Source organism: Tistrella arctica (genome assembly GCF_039630945.1).
GTDB lineage: Bacteria > Pseudomonadota > Alphaproteobacteria > Tistrellales > Tistrellaceae > Tistrella > Tistrella bauzanensis.
In genome coordinates, this window is record NZ_JBBKTV010000009.1 from 47,905 (window position 1) to 68,770 (window position 20,866).

Consider the following 20,866-nt stretch of genomic DNA (forward strand, 5'->3'; position numbering starts at 1 on the left):
TGTTGCTGCCGAACGCCGGTCAGCGGCCCGGCTTGTCCGATTTCCGGCCGATGCGTGGCTCGGTGCCATCGAGCAGCCGGCGGATATTGCCGCGATGGCGGATGAACACCAGCACCGCGACGAACAGCGCCACCCCGGCCATGGCCGGACCGGGCGTCGCCAGTCCGGGGCGGGCCAGCAGCAGGCAGGCGATCGGTGCCGCCGCGAAGGCCGCCAGCGCCGCCAGTGACGAAAAGCGGGTGACCAGCGCCAGCAGCAGCCAGGCGGCGCAGGCGATCAGGCCGATCTGCCAGTTCAGCGCCAGCAGCACGCCGAGCCCGGTGGCCACACCCTTGCCGCCCTTGAAGCCCAGCCACACCGGGAACAGGTGCCCCAGAACCGAGGCGCCGGCGGCGGCGATGGCGGCGCCGGGGCCCAGCAGCGCGCCGGCGATCAGGGTGGCCGCCGCCCCCTTGCCGCTGTCGAGGATCAGGGTCGCCAGCGCCAGCGGCTTGTTGCCGGTGCGCAGAACGTTGGTGGCGCCGATATTGCCCGAGCCGATCTGACGGACATCACCCAGCCCCGCCATTCGGGTCAGCACCAGACCGAAGGGCACCGAGCCCAGAAGATAACCGCCGATCACCGCGATGATCAGCGGCCAGAGGGCTGTGCTGTCGGCCATGGGGGCGGCTCCTGGATGCGGGGCGTCAGGGTCGTGTCATCAAGGCAGATCAGGTCAGTTGAAACACCGTCCGGCCACGCACCACCGTGCGCAGAGCCCGGCCACGCAGGGTGCGGCCATCGAAGGGCGTGTTCTTCGACTTGGAATGCAGCAGGGCCGCATTCAACACCCATTCATGTTCGGTCGAGAACACCACCAGATCGGCGGGGGCGCCCTTGGCCAGACGGCCGGCCCGACTGCCCAGCAGTTCGGCCGGCTTCAGCGTCATCGCCGCCACAGCATCCAGCAGCGAGATATGGCCGTCCCGCACCAGTTCCAGGGTCAGCGGCAGCATGGTTTCCAGCCCGACCACGCCATTGGCCGCATGGGCGAAGGGCACCCGCTTGCTGTCCTGGTCGTGCGGCGCGTGGTCGGTGGCGATGGCATCGATGGTGCCGTCGGCCAGACCCTCGATCATCGCATCCACGTCGCGGGCGGCGCGCAGCGGCGGCGCCATCTTGGCGAAGGTGCGATAGTCGCCGATCGCCCGGTCATCCAGGGTGAAGTGATGGGGGGTGACCTCGGCTGTCACCGGCAGGCCCCGGCGCTTGGCCTGCCGCACCGCCTCCACCGCCTCGGCGGTGGAAATATGGGCGACATGATAGCGGGCCTTGCCGCCGGTCAGCTCCACCAGCCGGATATCGCGATCGACGATGACGGTTTCGGCGGCGTTGGGGATGCCGGGCAGGCCCAGCCGGGTGGCGGTCTCACCCTCGTTCATGCAGCCGCAGCCGGCCAGACGATGATCCTCGGCATGCTGCGCCACCATCAGCCCGAAACCGCCGGCGTAAGACAGCGCCCGGCGCATCACCTGGGTATCCCAGACCGGCAGGCCGTCATCGCTGAAATACGCGGCGCCGGCCTCGGCCAGCAGCCCCATCTCCACCAGCCGTTCACCCTTCAGCCCCTTGGTGATCGCCGCCACCGGCAACACGTTGACGATGCCGGTTTCCCGCGCGCGGCGATAGATGAAGTCGACCAGCGCTATATCGTCGATCACCGGCGCCGTATTGGCCATGCAGGCGATGGTGGTGACACCGCCGGCGGCGGCGGCGCGGCTGCCGGTGTGGATGGTTTCCTTGTGCTCATGGCCCGGCTCGCGCAGATGAACATGCATGTCCATCAGGCCGGGGGCCAGCACCAGCCCGGTGCAGTCGACCACCGTGATGCCCTCGGGCACGCCGTCATTGAACAGCGACGGCCCCAGATCGACGATGCTGTCACCTTCGGTCAGCAGGCTGCCGATCCGGTCCAGCCCGGTCGCCGGATCGATCAGCCGGGCATTGACATAGGCGACCCGCCCGGGAAGCGGGCTCTGATCGGGGGTCGCTTCGGCGAAGACGGGCGTGGACATGACGGGGTTCCCTCCGGGGGACGGCAGAAGACGGTGCGGCGACGACGTGCGATGGAACCGGGCGGTCAGGCCGGCAGATTGCGGCAGAGCACCTCAAGGCATGCCTGCCTGACGGCGACGCCCAGTTCCACCTGATCCAGAATGACGCTGCGGTCGATATCGTCGGCCAGCACGCTGTCGATCTCGACGCCACGGTTCATCGGGCCGGGATGCATCACCAGCGCGTCGGGCGCCGCCACCGCCAGCTTTTCATACGACAGGCCATAGAAATGGAAATACTCGCGGATCGACGGGATATAGGCGCCCTGCATCCGTTCAAGCTGCAGGCGCAGCATCATCACGATGTCGACGCCTGCCAGGCCCTCGTCCATCCGGTTGAACACCTGCACGCCCATCCGGTCGATGGCGGTCGGCACCAGGGTCGGCGGCGCGATCAGCCGCACCTCGGCCCCCATGGCGTTCAGCAGATGGATGTTCGACCGCGCCACCCGGCTGTGCAGGATATCGCCGCAGATCGCGACCTTCAGCCCCGAAATCCGGCCGCGCCGGCGGCGGATGGTCAGGGCATCCAGCAGCGCCTGGGTGGGGTGTTCGTGATTGCCGTCGCCGGCATTGATCACCCCGGCGTGGACCTTCTCGGCCAGCAGTTTCACGGCGCCGCTGTCGCCATGGCGCACCACCAGGATGTCGGGATGCATGGCGTTCAGCGTCTGGGCGGTGTCGATCAGGGTCTCGCCCTTCTTCACGCTCGATGTCGCGACCGACATGTTGATCGCATCGGCGCCAAGGCGCTTGGCGGCCAGTTCGAACGAGGTCCGGGTGCGGGTCGAATTCTCGAAGAACAGATTGATGACCGTCCGGCCCTGAAGGGTCGACCGCTTCTTCTGGGCCTGACGGTTCAGGTCGACATAGCCATCGGCGACATCGAGCAGATAGCCGATCTCGCGGGCATCCAGCCCCTCGATGCCAAGCAGGTGGCGGTGTGCGTAACCGGTGTCCATCTGGAATTCCTCGAACGCGCGCGCGAACGCGGGCGCGGAAACCTCTTCCGCACCTCGGCGGCGGACTATACGGGACCGGGCGCCAGGGGTTCAAGCCCGGGGCGTCAGGTCAGACGAAGCGGCGCCCGCGGTCGCGTCGGAGTCTGTCAGACGAAACGGCGTCCGCGGTCGCGTCGCCAGGCGATCAGCGCCACCCAGCCGAACACCACGCCCCAGCCCAGCAGCCATGCCCAGTGGATCAGTGGCAGCGGCCCGTCGGCGATGGCGTTCCAGGCCAGTTCGGCATAATGGCGGGTGGGGGTCAGCAGTGAGATCTGGTTGACGATATCGGGCAGCATCGATGGCGGCAGCCACAGCCCGCCCAGGAAGGCGAGCGGGAAATAGACCAGATGCGCGATCGGCACGCTGGCCCGGGCCGAGACGCTGAGCCCGATGGCCAGCCCCAGCAGGGCGAAGGGGATGCCGCCCAGAATCAGCACCACCAGCAGCTTGATCGCGGCGGTGAGGGTGAGTGTGGCGCCGTTGATGGCGATGGCCAGCACGATCACCGGCGCCACCGCCGCCATCGAGAAGGCGAGCGCCGTCACCACCTGTGCGGCGATCCGCGGGCCCCCGCCGGCGGGCAGGGTGCGCAGATAGGCGAACCAGGGCTTCTCGCGCGACTGGGCGACGCCCACGCCGAACTGGAAGAAGGCGACACCCAGCACCCCGAACAGCCCCCAGGCGGCGGCGAGCCGCCCGGCCTCGGCGGGGTTCGAGGCGTTGGTGGCGCCAAAGAACAGATAGAGCAGCGACGGCATGGCGATGGTCGACATGGCGAAGGATGTCGACCGGCCGAGTTCCCGCAGTGTCGCGCGCAGATGGGCCGCGAACAGCCGCCCGAAGCCCGGCGCCGCGCTGTCGCCGGCCGAAAGGCCGGCTGTGGCGGCGGTCTGGATGGTGGTGGTCTCGCTGCCGCTCATCACACGCTCTCCCCACGGCCGCTGCGCACGATCGACATCAGCGCCTCTTCCAGTGTCGCCGCCCTGACATCCAGATCGGCGAAGGGCGCGCCGCTCATCACCAGGGCGCGGACGGTGTCGTCGGCGCGCGCCGTGACCAGCACGATCTCGGTGCCGGAGCGTTCCACCCGCTCGATGCCCAGCGCCTTGGCGTCGAGCGGCGGCAGATGAGCGGCCGTGAACCGCACGCGCCTGAGGCTCACCCGGCCGCGGATATCGGCGAGCGAGCCTTCCGCGACCACCCGGCCCTGATCGATCACCGCGATCCGGCGGGCCAGCGCCTCGGCCTCTTCCAGATAATGGGTGGTCAGCAGCACCGTGCCGCCGCCGGCCACATAGCCGTCGACGGCCGCCCACAGCATGCGCCGCGCCTCGACATCCAGCCCGGTGGTGGGCTCGTCCAGAAACACGGCCTCGGGCCTGCCGGCGAAGGCCAGCGCCACCGCCAGCCGGCGCTTCTGGCCGCCCGACAGTCCGCCGGTCTGGCGGCCGGCCAGCGTGCCCAGCCCGAAGCGGTCGAGCAGTTCCGCTTTGGGCAGCGGGTTCGGATAATGGGCCGAGACCAGGTCGATGACCTCGCCCACCCTCAGCGTCTCGGGAAAGCCGGTATCCTGGGGCGTGGCGCCGACCATGCGCCGTGCGGCCGGATCGTCGGGGCTGCGGCCGAACAGGCGCACCTGACCGGAATCGGCCTTGCGCAGGCCCAGCAGCAGCGACACCGCGGTGCTCTTGCCGGCGCCATTGGGGCCCAGCAGTGCCAGAACCTCGCCGCGCGCCAGGGTCAGGTCGATATTGTCCAGCGCGGTCATCGCGCCATAGCGCTTGGTGACGCCGGTCAGGCTGGCGGCAAGATCGGTATCCGCGATCCGCGGGCCGGCGGAACTGGTGTCGGCGCGGACGGAAGGCTGGCTCGGCCTCGGCTGGCTCACGGGGCTTGTGTCCTCAGGCGGGCTGTCGACCGGCGTTCACACACGGCAGCAAGACGCCGGTCCGTGGGTCACCGGTCTGTTGTGATTGGCGGTAACGCCTTGGCGGTCCAGCGTCAAGCCGAAACCGGCGATCAAGGCAGAACCAGGGTCAGCAGCAGCGGCATGGTGATCAGGGCCGCGAGCGTGCTGGCGGTGATGATGGCGGCGGCGAGCGGCGCGTCACCCCCCAACTGGCGCGCCAGAATATAGGCCGATGTCGCGGTCGGACATGCGGCAAAGAGTACCGTCACCAGCCGGGTGGTGTCGTCGACCCCGAAGGGCCACAGGATCAGCAGGGCCAGCAGCGGCATCACGAACAGCTTGATGGTGCAGGCGATCATCATGCCGCCGGCGGCCCTGCCCAGGCCGGCGCCACGGCCGACTTTGAGGTTCAGCCCGGCGCCCACCGCCAGCAGGGCGAGTGGCAGCGAGCCTGCCGCCAGAATGTCGAGCGTCTCGCCCAGTACCGGCGGTACCCCAAGCCCCGACACGCCCAGCGGAATGCCGATGGCGCAGGCGATGATCAGCGGATTGGTCAGCACCAGCCGTAACAGCGGCGGCTTCGGCGCCGCATCCTCGCCATCCGGCGGCAGCGCGCAGGCGGCGACGCAGATCACGCTCAACAGGTTCAGCAACGGCACCATCGCCGCCACCGCCAGTCCGGCCAGCGCCATGCCCTCGCGGCCAGCCAGCGCGCCGGTGGCGGCGAAGGCGACATAGGTATTATAGCGCAGCGAGCCCTGAAAGATCGAGCTGAAGGCCGGCCCGTCGCCCGGCATCAGCCGCCGGGCCAGCACCAGCAGCCCGGCCATCAGCAGGATGCCGCCGGTCAGTGCCGCCGCCATCGGCAGGGCGCTGGCGGCCGGGAAGCTGCCACGGGCGGTGCTGGTGACCAGCAGGGCCGGAAACAGCACCATATAGGTCAACCGGTCGAGCAGCGCCCAGAAGGCGTCGCCCGGCAGGCCCGCACGCTTCAGCCCCGCACCCACCAAGATGACGGCGAATGTCGGCAGCAGGGCGAGGAATATGTCGGTCATCTGTGGCCCGGCGATGCGGTGGGGGCGGCAGCCGAACCAAGCATGGTCCGCCGCCGGCGGTCATGCAACCGCGCAATCGCCCATCCCTGAACAGTCGGGCCCTGAACAGCGGGACGGCGCGCCGGATGATTGCCGGAAAGTTGCGCTGTGATCGACCTTCGATGCAGACTGGGCCATCACGGAACTGCGCGGCGGCGGGCGTCTCTCTTCCAGGCCCGGTCATGGCTGCCTGTTTGCGGCCGATGCCATGGTCACCCGCGCTGCCCCCGCGCCGGATCGACGAGGCGATGATGGACGATCTGACCACCTTTCTGGGCGATGTCTCGGGCATCGTCTGGGGACCTGTGATGCTGGTGCTGCTGCTTGGCACCGGCGTCTATCTGATGCTGGGCCTGCGGTTTCTGCCGCTCCGGCGCATCGGCACCGGCTTCGCGCTCGCCTTCGGGCGCGGCCCCGCCAAAACCGCCGATACGGGCGAGATCAGCCCGTTCCAGGCCCTGGCGACCGCTTTGTCCGCCACCATCGGCACCGGCAATATCGCCGGCGTCGCCACCGCGATCGCGCTGGGCGGTCCGGGAGCGGTGTTCTGGATGTGGATCACGGCCCTGTTCGGCATGGCCACCAAGTTTTCGGAAGCCGTGCTGGCGGTGAAATACCGCGAGACCGATGCGAGCGGCGCCCATGTCGGCGGGCCGATGTATTACATCCGCAACGGCCTGGGCCCGAAATGGGCGTGGCTGGGCCTGTTGTTCGCGCTGTTCGGCATGATCGCCGGCTTCGGCATCGGCAACACCGTTCAGGCCAATTCCATCGCGACCGCCCTCGATCACAGTTTCGGCCTGCCGGTCTGGATCAGCGGGCTGGTGATGATGGTGCTGGTGTTCCTGGTGATCATCGGCGGCGTGCGCCGGATCGGCCGGGTTGCCGGCGGTCTGGTGCCGGCGATGGCGGCGATCTATATCCTCGGCGCGCTGGCGGTGATCCTGGTCCAGATCGACAAGGTGCCGGACGCCTTCGCCACCATCTTCGACGCGGCCTTCAGCGGCACGGCGGCGACCGGCGGCTTCGCCGGCGCCACGGTCGCGGCGGCGATCCGCTTCGGTGTGGCGCGCGGCATCTTCTCGAACGAGGCCGGGCTTGGCAGCGCGCCGATCGCCCATGCCGCCGCCCGCACCAACGATCCGGTCCGCCAGGGGCTGATCGCGATGCTGGGCACCTTCATCGACACCATCATCGTCTGCACCATGACGGCGCTGGTGATCGTGATGTCGGGCTTGTGGACCGAGGGCACCAGCGGCGCGCCGCTCAGCTCGGCCGCCTTCGAGGTGGGCCTGCCGGGCTTCGGCGGCTGGGTGGTGACGATCGGGCTGGTGCTGTTCGCCTTCACCACCATTCTGGGCTGGAGCTATTACGGTGAGCGCTGCGCCCAGTTCCTGTTCGGCCCCCGGGTGATCCTGCCCTACCGGTTGTTGTGGGTGGTGGCGATCTTCGCCGGCGCCGTCGCCGATCTGGGGCTGGTGTGGATCGTGGCCGATATTCTGAACGCGCTGATGGCGGTGCCCAATCTGATCGCGCTGCTGGCGCTTTCCGGCACCGTCTTCTCCACGGTGAAGGCCTGGAAGGGCAGATAGGCTGCCGATCGGAGCATGGCTGATGGCGGCTCAGCCGGCCGCCATCAGCCGTTTCAGCCCGTCTTCCACCGGTACTCTGGCGGTAAAGCCGAAGGCGGCTTCCGCGCGCGCCGTGGTGCCCAGGCTCTCGCGGATGTCGCCGGGCCGGGCGGGCCCATGTTCAACCGCCTGTGTGCTGCCGGCCAGCCGGTTGATGGCGCGGGCAAGATCCAGGATGCTGGTCGGCCGGCCGGTCGCGATATTGGCGACGGCCGCACCGGCGCGGCCGGTGGCCATCGCCCGCAGCAGAGCCGCCACCGCGTCGTCGACATGCACGAAATCGCGGATCTGGCCGCCATCGCCGTTCACGGTCAGGGCCAGCCCCGCTTGCGCGCGGCCGATGAACCGGGCGATCACGCCGGCATAGGGCGATCGCGGATCCTGGCGGGGGCCATAGACATTGAAGAAACGCAGGCCCACGGCATCCAGGCCGTGAACCTCGGCACCTGCCGCCGCATGCAGTTCGCAACCCAGCTTGTCGGCGCCATAGGGCGAGAGCGGCCGGGTGGGCTGGTCTTCATCCACCGGCAGGGTGGTGGCCCGGCCATAGACCGCGGCCGATGACGCATACACCACCCGCGCATGGGCCTGGGCCGCGGCCTCGAACACCGTGACCGTGCCGCCCAGATTGACCCGATGCACGCCGGCCCAATCGGCATTCGCCCGCTCGACCGAGGCGATCGCCGCCAGATGATAGCAGCCGGTGACCCCGGCCATGGCGGTGGCCACCGCCGCCGCATCGGTCACGCTGCCACGGATGAGCTCCACCCCGGCCGGCAGGTTGGCGGCATCGCCGCTCGACAGGTCATCCAGCACCCGAACCTGCTGGCCGCCGGCGAGCAGCGCTTCCGCCAGATGCGATCCGATGAAGCCGGCACCGCCGGTGATCAGCCACACCGCCATCAGTCCCGCCCCACGCCATTCTTATCCGTCCCGTCCTTGCCGGCGCGGGTCTTGAACCGTGCCCGCAACTCGGCCGCCCGGCCCGGCTTCGCCACCTGCCGGCCGCGGGCAATGGCCAGCGCATCGGCGGCGACGTCGTCGGTGATCACCGATCCGGTCGCGATATAGGCGCCGTCGCCGATCGTCACCGGTGCCACCAGACAACTGTCGGAGCCGATGAAGGCATCGCTGCCGATCACCGTCCGCCACTTGCCGAATCCGTCGTAATTGCAGGTGATGGTGCCGGCGCCGATATTGCTGCGGGCGCCGATCATGGCATCCCCCACATAGGACAGGTGGTTGACCTTCGCACCGGGACCGATCTCGGCCTGTTTGATTTCAACGAAATTGCCGATATGGGCGCCTTCGGCCAGAACCGCGCCCGGCCGCAGCCGCGCGAACGGGCCGATGGTGGCGCCATCGGCGATGCGGGCACCCTCGATATGGCTGAAGCCGCGGATGATCACGCCGTCGCCGATGCGCACGCCCGGCCCGATGATCACATGGGGTTCGATCAGCACGTCGCGGCCGATCACGGTATCGGCCGACAGGAACACGGTGTCCGGGGCGACCAGAGTGGCACCGTTCTCCATGGCCGCCAGCCGCAGCCGGGCCTGAAACGCCGCCTCGGCCATGGCAAGTTCGGCGCGCGCATTCACGCCCAGCACCTCGTCGGCCGAGGCTGCTTCCATCACCACCGCATCCAGCCCATGGGCGCGCGCGATCGCCACCGCGTCGGTCAGATAGTATTCACCCTTGGCGTTGGCATTGCCGATCCGGTCCAGGATCGACAGCGCGCGGGCGGCATCAAGGCACATCACGCCGGAATTGCACAACCCGATCGCCCGTTCCTCGGCGCTCGCTTCCTTGAACTCCACGATCGCCACCAGCCGGCCCTGTTCATCCAGCTTCAGCCGGCCATAGGCGCCCGGATCGGCGGGCCGAAAGCCCAACACTGCCACGGCGGCGCCACTGTCGCGCCGTGCCGCGACCAGCCCGGCCAGGGTTTCGGGGCGGATCAGCGGCGTGTCGCCATACAGGATCACCACGTCGCCGCCGGTGACGGCCTCGTCATCGGCCAGCAGCGCCCGTGCCGCCAGCACCGCATGGGCGGTGCCGAGTTGTTCGGCCTGGGTGTGGATCGACACATCCGGCGCCGCGCGCGCCAGAACCGCCGCCACTGCTTCACCCCCGGCGCCCACCACCACGCCGATCCGGTCCGGCGACAGGCTGCGGGCGCCATCGATGGCATGCAGCACCATCGGCCGGCCGGCGACCGCGTGCAGCACTTTCGGCAGGTCCGATCGCATGCGGGTGCCTTTGCCGGCGGCGAGCACGATGCAGACGGTGCGGGTCATGAGACGGATCACTCCGGTTGAGGGGCGGCGCCTTCGGGCCAGCCATTCGATCTGCGGCGACCATAGCCCGGGCAGGGGTAATCGCGCCAGAGGGGCTTGGGAGGATGGCGGCGGCGCGTCATGTCGCAGCCCGTCGTCTGGCAAGCGCGCGCGCCGCCAGAGCGGCAATCGCCACCGAATAGGCCGACCAACTGGCCGTGAAGGCGATGGCGAGACCCGTTGCCCCGGCGATGGCCGTCATCGGGATCGCCAGCATCAGGAATCCCAGTCCCAGACAACCATTGGCCAGGGTATAGGCACGCAGGCGATGCAGATTGAGCAGCAGCGGTTGCGCCCAGAACAGGCTGATGGCGATGGCCGGCGCCGGCAGCAGCACCGCCAGCAGTGATGCGGTGGCTGCCGCGTCGGCACCGAAGATGGCGATGATGACCGGCCGGGCGCCGAGCGGCACGGTCAGCAGATAGATGGCAAGCGCTGCAAGGCCCAGAGCCAGGCTTGCGCGCCTCAATTCGCGGTACAGCCGCGCGGTCGTTCCGGCGGCGATCCTGCCGGCGATATCTTTGAACGTGATGTTGGTCAACGCGCTGCCGAAGCTCCAGACGATCTGCATCAGGCTGCGGGCCAGCCGATAGGCCCCCACTTCGCTGTCGCTGCGCAGGGCGCCCAGGATCAGCAGATCCGCGCTGCGGGTGGCGGCATTGACGACATTGGCGAACCAGCCTGCGGCCGAGAAGCGGATGAAGGCAAGGGCACGGTTGCGATCGATCCGCCACGCGCCTTGCCCGCCAGCCAGAAGCCGCGACAGATGGGTCAGTTTCAGGGCCGACAATATCGTCGCGGCAGCGACCGCATTGATGGCCAGGGCCGTGATGCTGAGCCAGCCGGCGGCACTGATGATGCCGAGCCCCGCCAGTTGCAGAATGAGTGGCGCAGGATTGGCTGCCGCGATCAGACGATAGCGATCCTGATCGCGGCAGGCGGCGAACCAGGCGGATTCGGGAAAATCCGCGATCAGGCTGGCGGCATAGATCATCAGCGGTGTCACCAGCGCCGGTCCCTGGACCATGCTGTGCGAGATCAGCGGTGACAATAGAATAAGCCCGCCGGCCGCGATCAGCCGTGATGCGAGTTCGATCGCGGTTGCCAGCATGTAATAGCTGCGCGCCCGCGCCCGTTCACGCTCGACAAACACGGCCAGCGCATCGCTGACCCGGAACCGGCACAACGTGACGGCCGTGATCCCCGCCGCCACGACCAGCCCCCAGCGCCCGAACCCGTCCAACCCCAGCAGCCGGGTCAGCAGCACGCTCTGCACGAAGGCAATGACCGCCGCCACCATCGTTCCGCTGAACAATGTGCCGCCTTGCCGCAACAGCAGGGGCAGGCCGGTTCGAAGCCTGGGGCCGGTTCGAAGCCCGGGACCGGTTCGAAGAGGAGGTGGGCGGTCACCGGCCATGGGCAACGGCGCGGAGCAGCATGATCCACCATGCGGCCGCAAACATGGCCTGGGTGGCCGCATAAATGCCGGCGATGACCAGGGGATCTGCGATGTCGAGCACGAAAGGGATGGTGCCGGCCGTGGCGCACAGCGCCAGCAGCAGAAGATTGCGCCGCCGGAAACGGGCTTCGGCGACCACCCAGAACGACGCCCAGCCGGCCAGAACCTGAGCGGCGGCCTGCCCCAGAATCAGAACCGTCAGCGGCGCGGCCGCGGCACGGAAATCGGCCCCGAAGGCCAGATCCAGAAACCAGGGGGCCAGTTGCAGGGTCAGCACCACCGACAGGGCCGATGCCGCCAGCATCGGCAGCATCAGCCGGCGCATCAGCCGCATCAGCCCCCGGATGTCACCCGCATAGAACCGCTGAAGCCAGTCGGGGCGGGCGGCTTTCCACACCGGCTCGAACAGGTCACCGCCCAGACGGGCCAGCAGCTTGGCGACCCGGTACACGGCAACCACTGCCGGCGAGCCGATCAGCGACAGAACGATGACGTCGACGTTCTGATAAAGCGCGTTCAATCCGGCGCCGATGAAGGCATGGGTATGGGCCTGACCGGAAGCCGCCAGTCCGGTCGGGGTATCACTTGCCGCCGTCACGAAATCGGCCGGTGTCCGGGCGGCGACCCCTTGGGCTGCATAGCGGGTCAGCAGCAGGTTTCGCAGCACCAGCGGCGCGGCATAGCCGATCAGCGCGCCCTCGACCCCGGCAATGACGGCACCGGCAATCATCGTGGCTGTCCCGACCACCGCGCCTGAGATCTCGGCCCGGGCGAGGGCGCGGAAATCCGCCGCCAGCAGGCAGACACCATTGGCAATGCCATAGCCGAACAGGGCCGGGACCGACAAGCCGGCGAGCACGATGGCGACGGCCGTCCGCATGTCTGCAATGGCGGCATACACCGCCGCCACGGCCAGGACCACCCCGAAGGCACCGCCGATCCAAAGCGCTTCGGTGCGGCGCATGCCGCGCACCAGGGCGGCATAGGACCAGTCCTCCGGATCGATGGTGGCGATCCGCGCCGGCAGGCGGTTCATGGCCACCTCCATCGACCGGGCGGTCGAGGCGGTTTCGATCACGGCGCAGACCGCAAGGGCGGTCGCATAGATGCCAAAGCCCTCAACCCCAAGCAGCCGTACCAGGGCCAGTTGGGCCACCAGCTTCAGCACCTGGACCACGCCTGTCGATCCCGCGACCAGACCCAGACGGTGAATGAAGCGTCGATCAGCAATGAGGGGCACGGCCGACTGGGGCTCCTGTCAGGCGATCCGGCGACGCGTGCTTGGCGCGGCACGATGCATAAGGTAGACCATCATCCGGGGTGAGGCCATGGCATCCGGGGTGAGGCCATGGCCGTGGGTATAACGACATCGCATGCCGGCGACAACGACGACCGGCGCCGTTTGTGCTCATGTTTCACGAGAAGGTGCCGACGATGCGCGTGGTTCATCTGATCACCACTCTGGAGCGTGGCGGCGCGGAAGCGCAACTGGTCATGCTGCTGCGTCATCAGGTGCACGACCAGGGCATGGAGGTTCATGTCCGCACGCTTTATGGCGGCATGGCGCTTGCCCCGGCGCTGATGGCTGCGGGGGCTGCATCGGTCGAGCGTCTGTCGGGTGACCGGCTGTCGCCGGTGGCGGCACTGCGCAGCCTGACCCGCGATCTGAAGCGGCTGCGGCCAGGGGTGCTGCACACGCATCTGATGAAATCGAACCTGCTTGGCGGGCTTGCCGGCCGCATGGTCAGCGTGCCGGCGATCGTGGCCCACAAGCATAACGACGAGGAACATATGCGCCGGCGTCCGCTGGCGCTCGTGCATGATCTGTTGTCGCGGATGACCGACGATGCGGTGATCTATGTCTCGCATCATGTTGAAGGCTTCTTCCGGGAGCGCGGGCCGCTGCCGCATCCCAACGGCCACGTCATCCACAACGGTATCGACCCCGGCAGCTATCGCAGGCGGCGGGACATGCGCGCCGAACTGGGCCTTGGACCGGATGTTCTGCTGTTCGGCAGCGTCGGCCGGATCGCGCCGCAGAAGGGGATGGATCTGCTGATCCGGGCCTTCGAGACCGTGGCCGACACGCATTCCGATGCGCATCTGATGATCGTCGGCGGCCCCGGGCTCGATCCCGGCCATGTGGCGCTGGTCGAGGAACTGGCGCATGGCAGCCGCCATGCCGCACGCATCCACCTGACCGGGCAGACCGACACGCCGATGGATGCTTTCGACGCGATCGACGTCTTCGTCCTTGCCTCGCGCTGGGAAGGTTTTGGTCTGGTGCTGGTCGAGGCGATGATGGCAGGCTGTCGCATCATCGCAACCCGGGTGTCGGCGATTTCGGAAGTGGTGCGCGATGGTATTGACGGGCATCTGGTTGCACCCGAAGATCCGGCGGCGCTGGCCGCGTCGATGATCGATCGGGCCGTGGCCGGCCGGCGCCCCCATCATCCCAATACCGACCGGGTCTCGACCTTTTCGGTCGATCGGATGTCGACGCGCATCCGCGCCCTTTACGACAGCCTTCTGGAGCCCAACCCCCGATGACCGGTGTGCAGTTCGACCGCCCTTTGCGCATTCTTCAGGTCACCGAGGCGGCGCTGGGGGGCGCCGGGCGCAATGTCATCGATCTGTGCGACGGCATGGCGGCACGTGGCCATCATGTGACGCTGGTCTGGTCGGCCGATCGGGCCGACGGGCCGTTCCTGGCCGGCCTGCGCGATCTGGGCGGCCGGGTCGAGGCGATCGAGCTGACCATGCGTCGCAATCCGCGGCCGGGGGATTACGGCGATCTGATGGCGCTGCGCCGGATCATTGCCGCGCGCGCGCCGCTGGATGTGCTGCATGCCCATTGCAGCAAGGCGGGGCTGCTGGCGCGACTTGCGCGGCTGCGCCAGACTGTGAGGTCGGTGGTCTATACCCCCCATGGGCTGGTGACGCTCAACCCCGATCGCGGCCGGCTGGGCCGGATGGTCTATGGGGTGATCGAGCGCGCGGCGGCGCCGCTGGCCGACAAGATCATCGCGGTCTCGGAAGATGAACGGGTGCACGCCCGCGAGGCGCTGGGCATCGACCGCAGGCGCCTGGAGCGGGTGGCCAATGGCATCGCACCGCTGGAGCCGGTGGGCCGCAGCCAGACGCGCCAGGAACTGGGGTTGCCGCAGGACGCGCTGGTGGTGGGCTTCGTGGGCCGGCTGGTGTTCGAAAAGGCGCCGGAACGGCTGCCGGCGCTGGCGGCCGCGGTGCGCGAGATGGGCCATGACCCGGTCTGGGCGATCATCGGCGACGGCCCCTTCGGCGATGCGACCAAGGCGGAGGCGCGGCGTCTGGGGCTGGACCGGATGCTGTGGCTGGGCGTGCAGGATGGCGCCCGCGCCATGGCCGGTTTCGACATTCTGGCGATGCCCAGCCGCAAGGAGGGCCTGCCCTATACGCTGATCGAGGCGCTGTACCGCCATCTGCCGACGGTGGCCATGGATGTCGGCGGCGCGCGTGAACTTTATGGCGATGGCCGCGCCGGGCTGGTGACGCCGCCGGGCGACATCCAGGCCATGGCGACAGCCATTGCCGGCCTGCTGGGCGATGAGGCCGCCCGCGCCGCGATGGCCGAGGCGGCGGGGCAACTCGCCCGCGACTATTCGGTGGACATGATGGTGGAGCGCACGCTGGGCGTCTATGCGCGCGCGCTCGCCGGCGGCTGATCGGCCGCCCTCAGCCGGTCTTCACCATCACATGGCGCACGGTGGTGTAGTCCTCCAGCGCATACATGCTCATATCCTTGCCATAGCCCGACTGCTTCACGCCGCCATGGGGCATTTCATTGGCCAGCATGAAGTGGCAGTTCACCCAGGTGCAGCCATAGCGCAGCCGCGCCGCCGTGGCCATGGCGGTGCTGATATCCTTCGACCAGACCGACGAGGCCAACCCGTAATCGCTGTCATTGGCCCAGGTAACCGCGTCGTCGACATCGCTGAACCGGGTGACCGACACGACAGGGCCGAACACCTCGCGGCGGACGATCTCATCGTCCTGGCGGGCGCCGGCCACAACGGTCGGCTCATAGAAGAAGCCGCTTCCTGCGGCCTGGCGGCCGCCAGTCGTGATCTCGATATGCTCAAGCTCGCTGGCGCGTTCCACGAAGGACGACACGCGGGCGCGCTGGCGGGCGGAAATCAGCGGGCCGATATCGTTCAGGCTGTCGTCGTCCTGGCCGAAATTCAACGTCTTCACCGCGCCCGACAGATCGGCGACCAGCTTGTCGTAGATCTTGGGGCCGGCATAGATCCGGCAGGCGGCGGTGCAGTCCTGGCCGGCATTGTAATAGCCGAAGATCTTCACGCCCTCGACCACCGCCGCCAGATCGGCATCGTCGAACACGATCACCGGCGCCTTGCCGCCCAGTTCCAGATGGGTGCGCTTCACCGAGCGGGCGGCGGCGGTCAGCACCTTCTTGCCGGTGGCGATGTCACCGGTCAGCGAGACCATCGCGACTTTGGGGTGGTCGATCAGCCGCTGGCCGACAGTCTCGCCACGCCCGACCACCACATTGACCACGCCTTCGGGGAAGATCTCGGCGATGATCCCGGCCAGCTTCAGCATGGTCAGCGGCGTCTGTTCCGACGGCTTGATCACCACGGTGTTGCCGCCGGCCAATGCCGGCGCCAGCTTCCACGCCGCCATCATCAGCGGATAGTTCCAGGGCGCGATCGAGGCGACGACCCCCACGGGATCGCGCCGGATCATCGAGGTATGGCCGGCCAGATATTCGCCCGCCACCGCGCCATGCATGCAGCGCGCGGCGCCGGCGAAGAACCGGAAGCAGTCGACGATCGCCGGGATCTCGTCGGCCAGCACCGCGTGGCGCGGCTTGCCGCAGTTCAGCGCCTCCAGCGTGGCGAAGCCTTCGGCCTCGCGCTCGATCCGGTCGGCGAGCCGCAGCAGCAGGATCGAGCGTTCGGCCGGCGTGGTGCGCGACCAGCGGCCGAAGGCGGTCTCGGCCGCGGCCACCGCCTGATCGATCTGGTCTGGCGAGGCCTCGGGCAGTTCCAGGATGGTCGCTTCCGTCCTGGGATTCAGGATGACCTCGGCCGTCTCGGTGCCGGCAACGAAGTCCGGGCCGATCAGCATCCGCGTATCCATGGGGGCTGTATTATCCATCAGAAGGTGTCTCCTATTTCCCGGAGCCTTCGACCGCCTCGCCGCCGCGGGTGAGGTAATAGGCGGCAAGGATCGGCAGGAAGGTGGCGATGATCACCAGTACGGCCACGACATTGGTCACCGGCCGCTGACGGGGGCGGACCAGTTCCTGCAACATCCAGATCGGCAGGGTCGATTGCTGGCCGGCGGTGAAGGTGGTGACGATCACCTCGTCGAACGACAGCGCGAAGGCCAGCATGCCGCCGGCGAGCAGGGCGGTCGCGGTGTTCGGCAGGATGACGTGAAAGAAGGTCTGGAAGGCGTTGCCGCCCAGATCCATCGACGCCTCGATCAGCGACGGGCTCAGCCGGCGCAGCCGGGCGACGGCGTTGTTGTAGACCACGACGATGCAGAAGGTGGCGTGGCCCAGCACGATCGTCCAGAACGAGAACGGGATGTCGGCGACCCCGAAGGCGGTGCGCAGCGCCATGCCGGTGACGATGCCGGGGAGCGCGATCGGCAGGATCAGCAGCAGGGTGACCGGCTCGCGCCCGAAGAACCGGAAGCGCGACAGCGCGCCGGCGGCGAGTGTGCCCAGCACCAGCGCCGCCAGGGTCGCGATCGCCGCCACCTGCAATGACAGGCCCAGCGCATCGCGGATGTCCTGTCGCTCCCAGGCCACCGCGAACCATTTCAGCGTCAGCCCCGGCGGCGGAAAGGCATAGGACCGTTCCTCGGTGGTGAAGGCATAGAGGATGATGAAACCCAGCGGCAGATGCATGAACAGGATGCCGAAACCGGCGCCCAGCTTCAGCGGCCACGAGGCCCGATGGGGATCGGATCGTTTCAGGTCAGACCGCATCGAAGGCCCCCATGCGCTTGGCGACCGTCAGGAAGATCACCATCACCACGATCGGCACCACCGCGAAGGCGGCGGCCAGCGGCAGATTGCCGGCGACCCCCTGCTGCATATAGACCGCCTGCCCCAGCACCAGCGCCGAGGTGCCGATGACCTGCGGCACGATGTAATCGCCAAGCGTCAGCGAGAAGGTGAAGATGGCGCCGGCCACAACCCCCGGCATGGCCAGCGGCAGCACCACGGTGCGGAAGGTCTGGCCCGGCCGCGCGCCCAGATCGGAGGATGCCTCCAGCATGCTGCGCGGCACCCGTTCCAGCGCCGCCTGGATCGGCAGGATCATGAAGGGCAGCCACAGATACAGAAACACCAGCACCATGCCGGTATAGCTGACCGACAGCGATGGCCCGCCGACCAGCGGCAGCGACAGCCAGGCATCGATCACCCCGCCCAGCCCCAGCCGGGCCGCGACCCAGCCGATGGCGCCTTCCTTGGCCAGCAGCAGCTTCCAGGCATAAAGCTTGACCAGATAGCTGGACCAGAGCGGCATCATCACCGCCAGATAGAACAGCGCCTTGGCGCGGCCCCGGGCATGGCGGGCGGCATACCACGCGACCGGAAAGCCGATCACGGCGGCCAGCAGCGTGACCACGGTCGCAAGCCCCACCGTGCGCAGCACGATGTCGAGATTGGCCGGGCGCAGCAATTCGCCGAAGGTCTTCAGGGTCGGCTGATAGATGATCGTGCCCGCGAACTCGTCGATCGAGAACAGGCTGTGGGCCAGCAGGGTGAACAGGGCGCCCAGATAGATGATGCCCAGCCACAACAGCGGCGGGATCAGCAGGCAGGCGAGCAGCAGCCCGCGCCGGCGGAGGATGGCGTCCGACAGCCGCCGGGCGATGCCGTGCCGTCCCGGCGATGGCGGGAGCGCGCGGCGGTCGAGCGCCGCCGTGGTCATGCCTCCTCCATCGCGCCAAGCGCGCCGGCCGGAAACACCAGACGCACCGCGCTGCCTTGCGCCGGAATGCCGGCCGAGGCGGGCACCGAGACGGAAATCGGGTCACCGGCCGCGCTGCGGACGGTCAGCCGGCGCATCGCACCCTGATACAGCGCATCGGCCAGCACGCCATCCAGATGCAGATGGCCGTCGGGCACGGCGGCGCCGGCCGCCAGCAGCGCGATCTTTTCAGGGCGCAGCGAGGCAAGCCGCGCCGGCGCGCCGGCGGCCGCGGCAAGGACGGGCTCCAGCACATTGGCGCCACCCACGAAGCCGGCGACGAACCGGGTGCGCGGGCGTTCATAGACGGCTTCGGGCGTGTCGACCTGCACGATCCGGCCCTGGTTGAACACGGCCACCCGGTCGGCCATCGACAGGGCCTCGCCCTGATCGTGGGTGACGAAGACGAAGGTCAGGCCCAGCCGGCGCTGCAGGGCCTTCAGCTCAACCTGCATCTCTTCACGCAGCTTCAGGTCCAGCGCGCCCAGCGGTTCATCCAGCAGCAGCACCCGGGGCTCCAGCACCAGGGCGCGGGCCAACGCCACCCGCTGGCGCTGGCCGCCCGACAATTGCGCCGGCTTGCGGTCGCCGAAGCCGTCGAGCCGCACCAGCGCCAGGGCGGCATCGGCGCGATCACCGCGCTGGCGGCGGTCCATGCCGCGCATCCGCAGACCATAGGCGACGTTGTCGCGCACGCTCAGATGCGGGAACAGGGCATAGTCCTGAAAGACCGTGTTCACCGCGCGGGCATAGGGGGGCACGCCGTCGACCGTGTCGCCGAAGATCTCGATATGGCCGGCGGTGGGCTGCTCGAAACCGGCGATCAGCCGCAGGCAGGTGGTCTTGCCCGAGCCCGACGGCCCCAGCATGGCGAAGAATTCGCCGGCGATGATGTCGAGGTCGACCGCATCCACCGCCCGGACCGCGCCGAAATGGCGCGACACGGCGGTGAAGCGCACGGCCGGCATGGCCGGTGTGGCGGCGGTGGCGACCGCGCTGTCCGGGATCAATGGCATCGTCAGCATCAGCCGTTCACGGATAGGCAGGGAAGGATTTAGGCTGGGACATGGGGGGCGTGCGCGGCCGGGGGCGCAAACCCGCCGATCGCCCGGTCAGCGGCCGCCCAGCACCGCGATATAGTCGGATACCCAGCGGTAATAGGGCACGCAGCCCTCGGCCTGGCTTTCGCATTTCGACACGGGGGTGCGCCAGAAGCTGATCCGCTCGAAATTGCCCATGCCGTTGGTGGCGCAGCCATTATCGCCCAGCAGCGCATTGCCGGTGCAGGCCGCCGGCACCGACGGCACCGATCCGAACCACGCGGCAAGATCGCCCTGAACCTTGGGCGCCAGCGAATGCTCCATCCACAGATAGGCGCAGTTGGGATGGGCCGCGTCGGCATGCATCATGGTGGTGTCGGCCCAGCCGGTGGCGCCTTCCTCAGGGATGGTCGAGGCGATCGGCTTGCCCTGGCCCTTCAGAAGATTGACCTGGAACGGCCAGGACGATGACGCGACGACGCCTTCATTGGTGAAATCGTCGATCTGAACCATGGCGTCGTGCCAGTAGCGCTGGACGATCTTGCGCTGGCCGCGCAGCAGGTCGAGTGCCGCCTTATACTGCGCCTCGGTCAGCTCATAGGGATCCTTGATGCCCAGATCCGGCTGATGGGCCATCAGATAGAGCGCCGCGTCGGCGATATAGATCGGCCCGTCGAAGGCCTGGATACGGCCCTTGTTGGATTTGCCGTCGGGCAGGGTGGTTTCCTCGAACACCACCTTCCACGACGCCGGCGCCTCCTTGAAGACCTCGGTCGAATACATCAGCACGTTGGAGCCCCATTGATAGGGCGTGCCGTAATGGACCCCGCCGACCGTATGCCAGGGGGCACTCTTCAGCCGGTCGTCGACCGTGTTCCAGCTCGGGATCAGGTCGGTGTTGATCGGCTGGACCTTCTTGCCGGCGATCAGGCGCAGGCTGGCATCGCCCGATGCGGTCACCAGATCGAAGCCGCCCTCGTTCATCAGCGCCACCATCTCGTCGGATGTGCCGGCGGTCTTGATGGTGACCTTGCAGCCGGTCGCGGCCTCGAAGCCGCTGACCCAGTCGTAATCCTTGTCGGTTTCACCGCGTTCGATATAGCCGGGCCAGGCGACGATATCGACCTGCCCCTCGCCCGCGCCGAGCGCCGTCATCATGCCGGCGGCGGCGGCGCCACCGGCCCCCGCCAACTGGCCCGCGACCAATGCGGTGCCGACGGCACCGGCGACCAAAGCCTTGATGCGCATGGTTGTCTCCCTCAAGGTCTGTGCCGGCCGCACGGGTGGGGCTTTCAGCCCTCGAAC

Annotated in this window: 18 protein-coding genes; 3 read left to right on the forward strand and 15 right to left on the reverse strand. The window is 68.4% G+C overall.

Translation table 11 applies throughout. The features are described 5' to 3' along the window. Positions 1 to 19 precede the first annotated feature (19 nt). The 6 genes from plsY to WG924_RS20320 all read right to left on the reverse strand — a co-directional run bounded on the left by plsY (position 20) and on the right by WG924_RS20320 (position 6,061). Complete coding sequence (gene plsY / locus WG924_RS20295; RefSeq protein ID WP_345934923.1) at positions 20 to 661, reverse strand: glycerol-3-phosphate 1-O-acyltransferase PlsY; 642 nt, start codon at positions 659 to 661, stop codon at positions 20 to 22. 49 nt (positions 662 to 710) lie between these two features. Beyond that, entirely contained in the window at positions 711 to 2,054 is a 1,344-nt protein-coding gene (locus tag WG924_RS20300; protein ID WP_345934924.1) for a dihydroorotase, read from the reverse strand. Between the two features lie 65 nt (positions 2,055 to 2,119). Further along, positions 2,120 to 3,055 (reverse strand): aspartate carbamoyltransferase catalytic subunit, encoded by a 936-nt coding sequence (locus WG924_RS20305; RefSeq protein WP_345934925.1) that lies wholly within the window; start codon positions 3,053 to 3,055, stop codon positions 2,120 to 2,122. Between the two features lie 146 nt (positions 3,056 to 3,201). Then, a complete protein-coding gene (locus tag WG924_RS20310) occupies positions 3,202 to 4,017 on the reverse strand; it encodes an ABC transporter permease (RefSeq protein ID WP_345934926.1) in 816 nt (271 codons plus the stop codon). Continuing rightward, complete coding sequence (locus WG924_RS20315; RefSeq protein ID WP_345935073.1) at positions 4,017 to 4,865, reverse strand: ABC transporter ATP-binding protein; 849 nt, start codon at positions 4,863 to 4,865, stop codon at positions 4,017 to 4,019. The genes WG924_RS20310 and WG924_RS20315 overlap by 1 nt, the downstream gene beginning before the upstream one ends. A 251-nt stretch (positions 4,866 to 5,116) precedes the next feature. Further along, positions 5,117 to 6,061 carry an AEC family transporter gene (locus tag WG924_RS20320; protein ID WP_345934927.1) on the reverse strand — a complete coding sequence of 315 codons (945 nt, stop codon included), beginning with the start codon at positions 6,059 to 6,061 and terminating at the stop codon, positions 5,117 to 5,119. Between the two features lie 290 nt (positions 6,062 to 6,351). On the opposite strand from WG924_RS20320, the gene WG924_RS20325 reads away from it, so the two are divergent. Beyond that, the gene (locus tag WG924_RS20325) at positions 6,352 to 7,692 is read left to right on the forward strand and encodes an alanine/glycine:cation symporter family protein (RefSeq protein WP_345935074.1); all 1,341 of its coding nucleotides are present in this window, start codon (positions 6,352 to 6,354) and stop codon (positions 7,690 to 7,692) included. Positions 7,693 to 7,722: 30 nt separating this feature from the next. Here the strand turns inward: WG924_RS20325 and WG924_RS20330 are convergent, their stop codons facing one another. The 4 genes from WG924_RS20330 to WG924_RS20345 form a co-directional block, all read right to left on the reverse strand. Then, positions 7,723 to 8,634 (reverse strand): NAD-dependent epimerase/dehydratase family protein, encoded by a 912-nt coding sequence (locus WG924_RS20330; protein ID WP_345934928.1) that lies wholly within the window; start codon positions 8,632 to 8,634, stop codon positions 7,723 to 7,725. After that, positions 8,634 to 10,031, reverse strand: a complete 1,398-nt coding sequence (glmU, locus tag WG924_RS20335; RefSeq protein WP_345934929.1) for a bifunctional UDP-N-acetylglucosamine diphosphorylase/glucosamine-1-phosphate N-acetyltransferase GlmU — start codon at positions 10,029 to 10,031, stop codon at positions 8,634 to 8,636. The genes WG924_RS20330 and glmU overlap by 1 nt, the downstream gene beginning before the upstream one ends. A gap of 118 nt (positions 10,032 to 10,149) precedes the next feature. Continuing rightward, complete coding sequence (locus tag WG924_RS20340) at positions 10,150 to 11,550, reverse strand: lipopolysaccharide biosynthesis protein (protein ID WP_345934930.1); 1,401 nt, start codon at positions 11,548 to 11,550, stop codon at positions 10,150 to 10,152. Beyond that, a complete protein-coding gene (locus tag WG924_RS20345; protein WP_345934931.1) occupies positions 11,477 to 12,769 on the reverse strand; it encodes a lipopolysaccharide biosynthesis protein in 1,293 nt (430 codons plus the stop codon). Before WG924_RS20345 ends, WG924_RS20340 begins: the two co-directional genes overlap by 74 nt. Positions 12,770 to 12,963: 194 nt before the next feature. Between WG924_RS20345 and WG924_RS20350 the strand changes: the two genes are divergently transcribed. Next, a complete protein-coding gene (locus tag WG924_RS20350; protein WP_345934932.1) occupies positions 12,964 to 14,079 on the forward strand; it encodes a glycosyltransferase in 1,116 nt (371 codons plus the stop codon). Continuing rightward, positions 14,076 to 15,233, forward strand: a complete 1,158-nt coding sequence (locus tag WG924_RS20355; RefSeq protein ID WP_345934933.1) for a glycosyltransferase — start codon at positions 14,076 to 14,078, stop codon at positions 15,231 to 15,233. The genes WG924_RS20350 and WG924_RS20355 overlap by 4 nt, the downstream gene beginning before the upstream one ends. A gap of 10 nt (positions 15,234 to 15,243) precedes the next feature. Here WG924_RS20355 and WG924_RS20360 read toward each other — a convergent pair whose 3' ends face one another. The 5 genes from WG924_RS20360 to WG924_RS20380 all read right to left on the reverse strand — a co-directional run bounded on the left by WG924_RS20360 (position 15,244) and on the right by WG924_RS20380 (position 20,809). Then, positions 15,244 to 16,671: a gamma-aminobutyraldehyde dehydrogenase gene (locus WG924_RS20360; RefSeq protein WP_345935075.1), complete on the reverse strand. Its 1,428-nt coding sequence runs from the start codon at positions 16,669 to 16,671 to the stop codon at positions 15,244 to 15,246. A gap of 31 nt (positions 16,672 to 16,702) precedes the next feature. Continuing rightward, positions 16,703 to 17,530: an ABC transporter permease gene (locus tag WG924_RS20365; protein WP_345934934.1), complete on the reverse strand. Its 828-nt coding sequence runs from the start codon at positions 17,528 to 17,530 to the stop codon at positions 16,703 to 16,705. Continuing rightward, positions 17,520 to 18,482 (reverse strand): ABC transporter permease, encoded by a 963-nt coding sequence (locus WG924_RS20370; protein ID WP_345934935.1) that lies wholly within the window; start codon positions 18,480 to 18,482, stop codon positions 17,520 to 17,522. Before WG924_RS20370 ends, WG924_RS20365 begins: the two co-directional genes overlap by 11 nt. Next, entirely contained in the window at positions 18,479 to 19,489 is a 1,011-nt protein-coding gene (locus WG924_RS20375) for an ABC transporter ATP-binding protein (RefSeq protein ID WP_345935076.1), read from the reverse strand. Before WG924_RS20375 ends, WG924_RS20370 begins: the two co-directional genes overlap by 4 nt. A 144-nt stretch (positions 19,490 to 19,633) precedes the next feature. Continuing rightward, a complete protein-coding gene (locus tag WG924_RS20380; protein WP_345934936.1) occupies positions 19,634 to 20,809 on the reverse strand; it encodes an ABC transporter substrate-binding protein in 1,176 nt (391 codons plus the stop codon). Between the last annotated feature and the right edge of the window lie 57 nt (positions 20,810 to 20,866).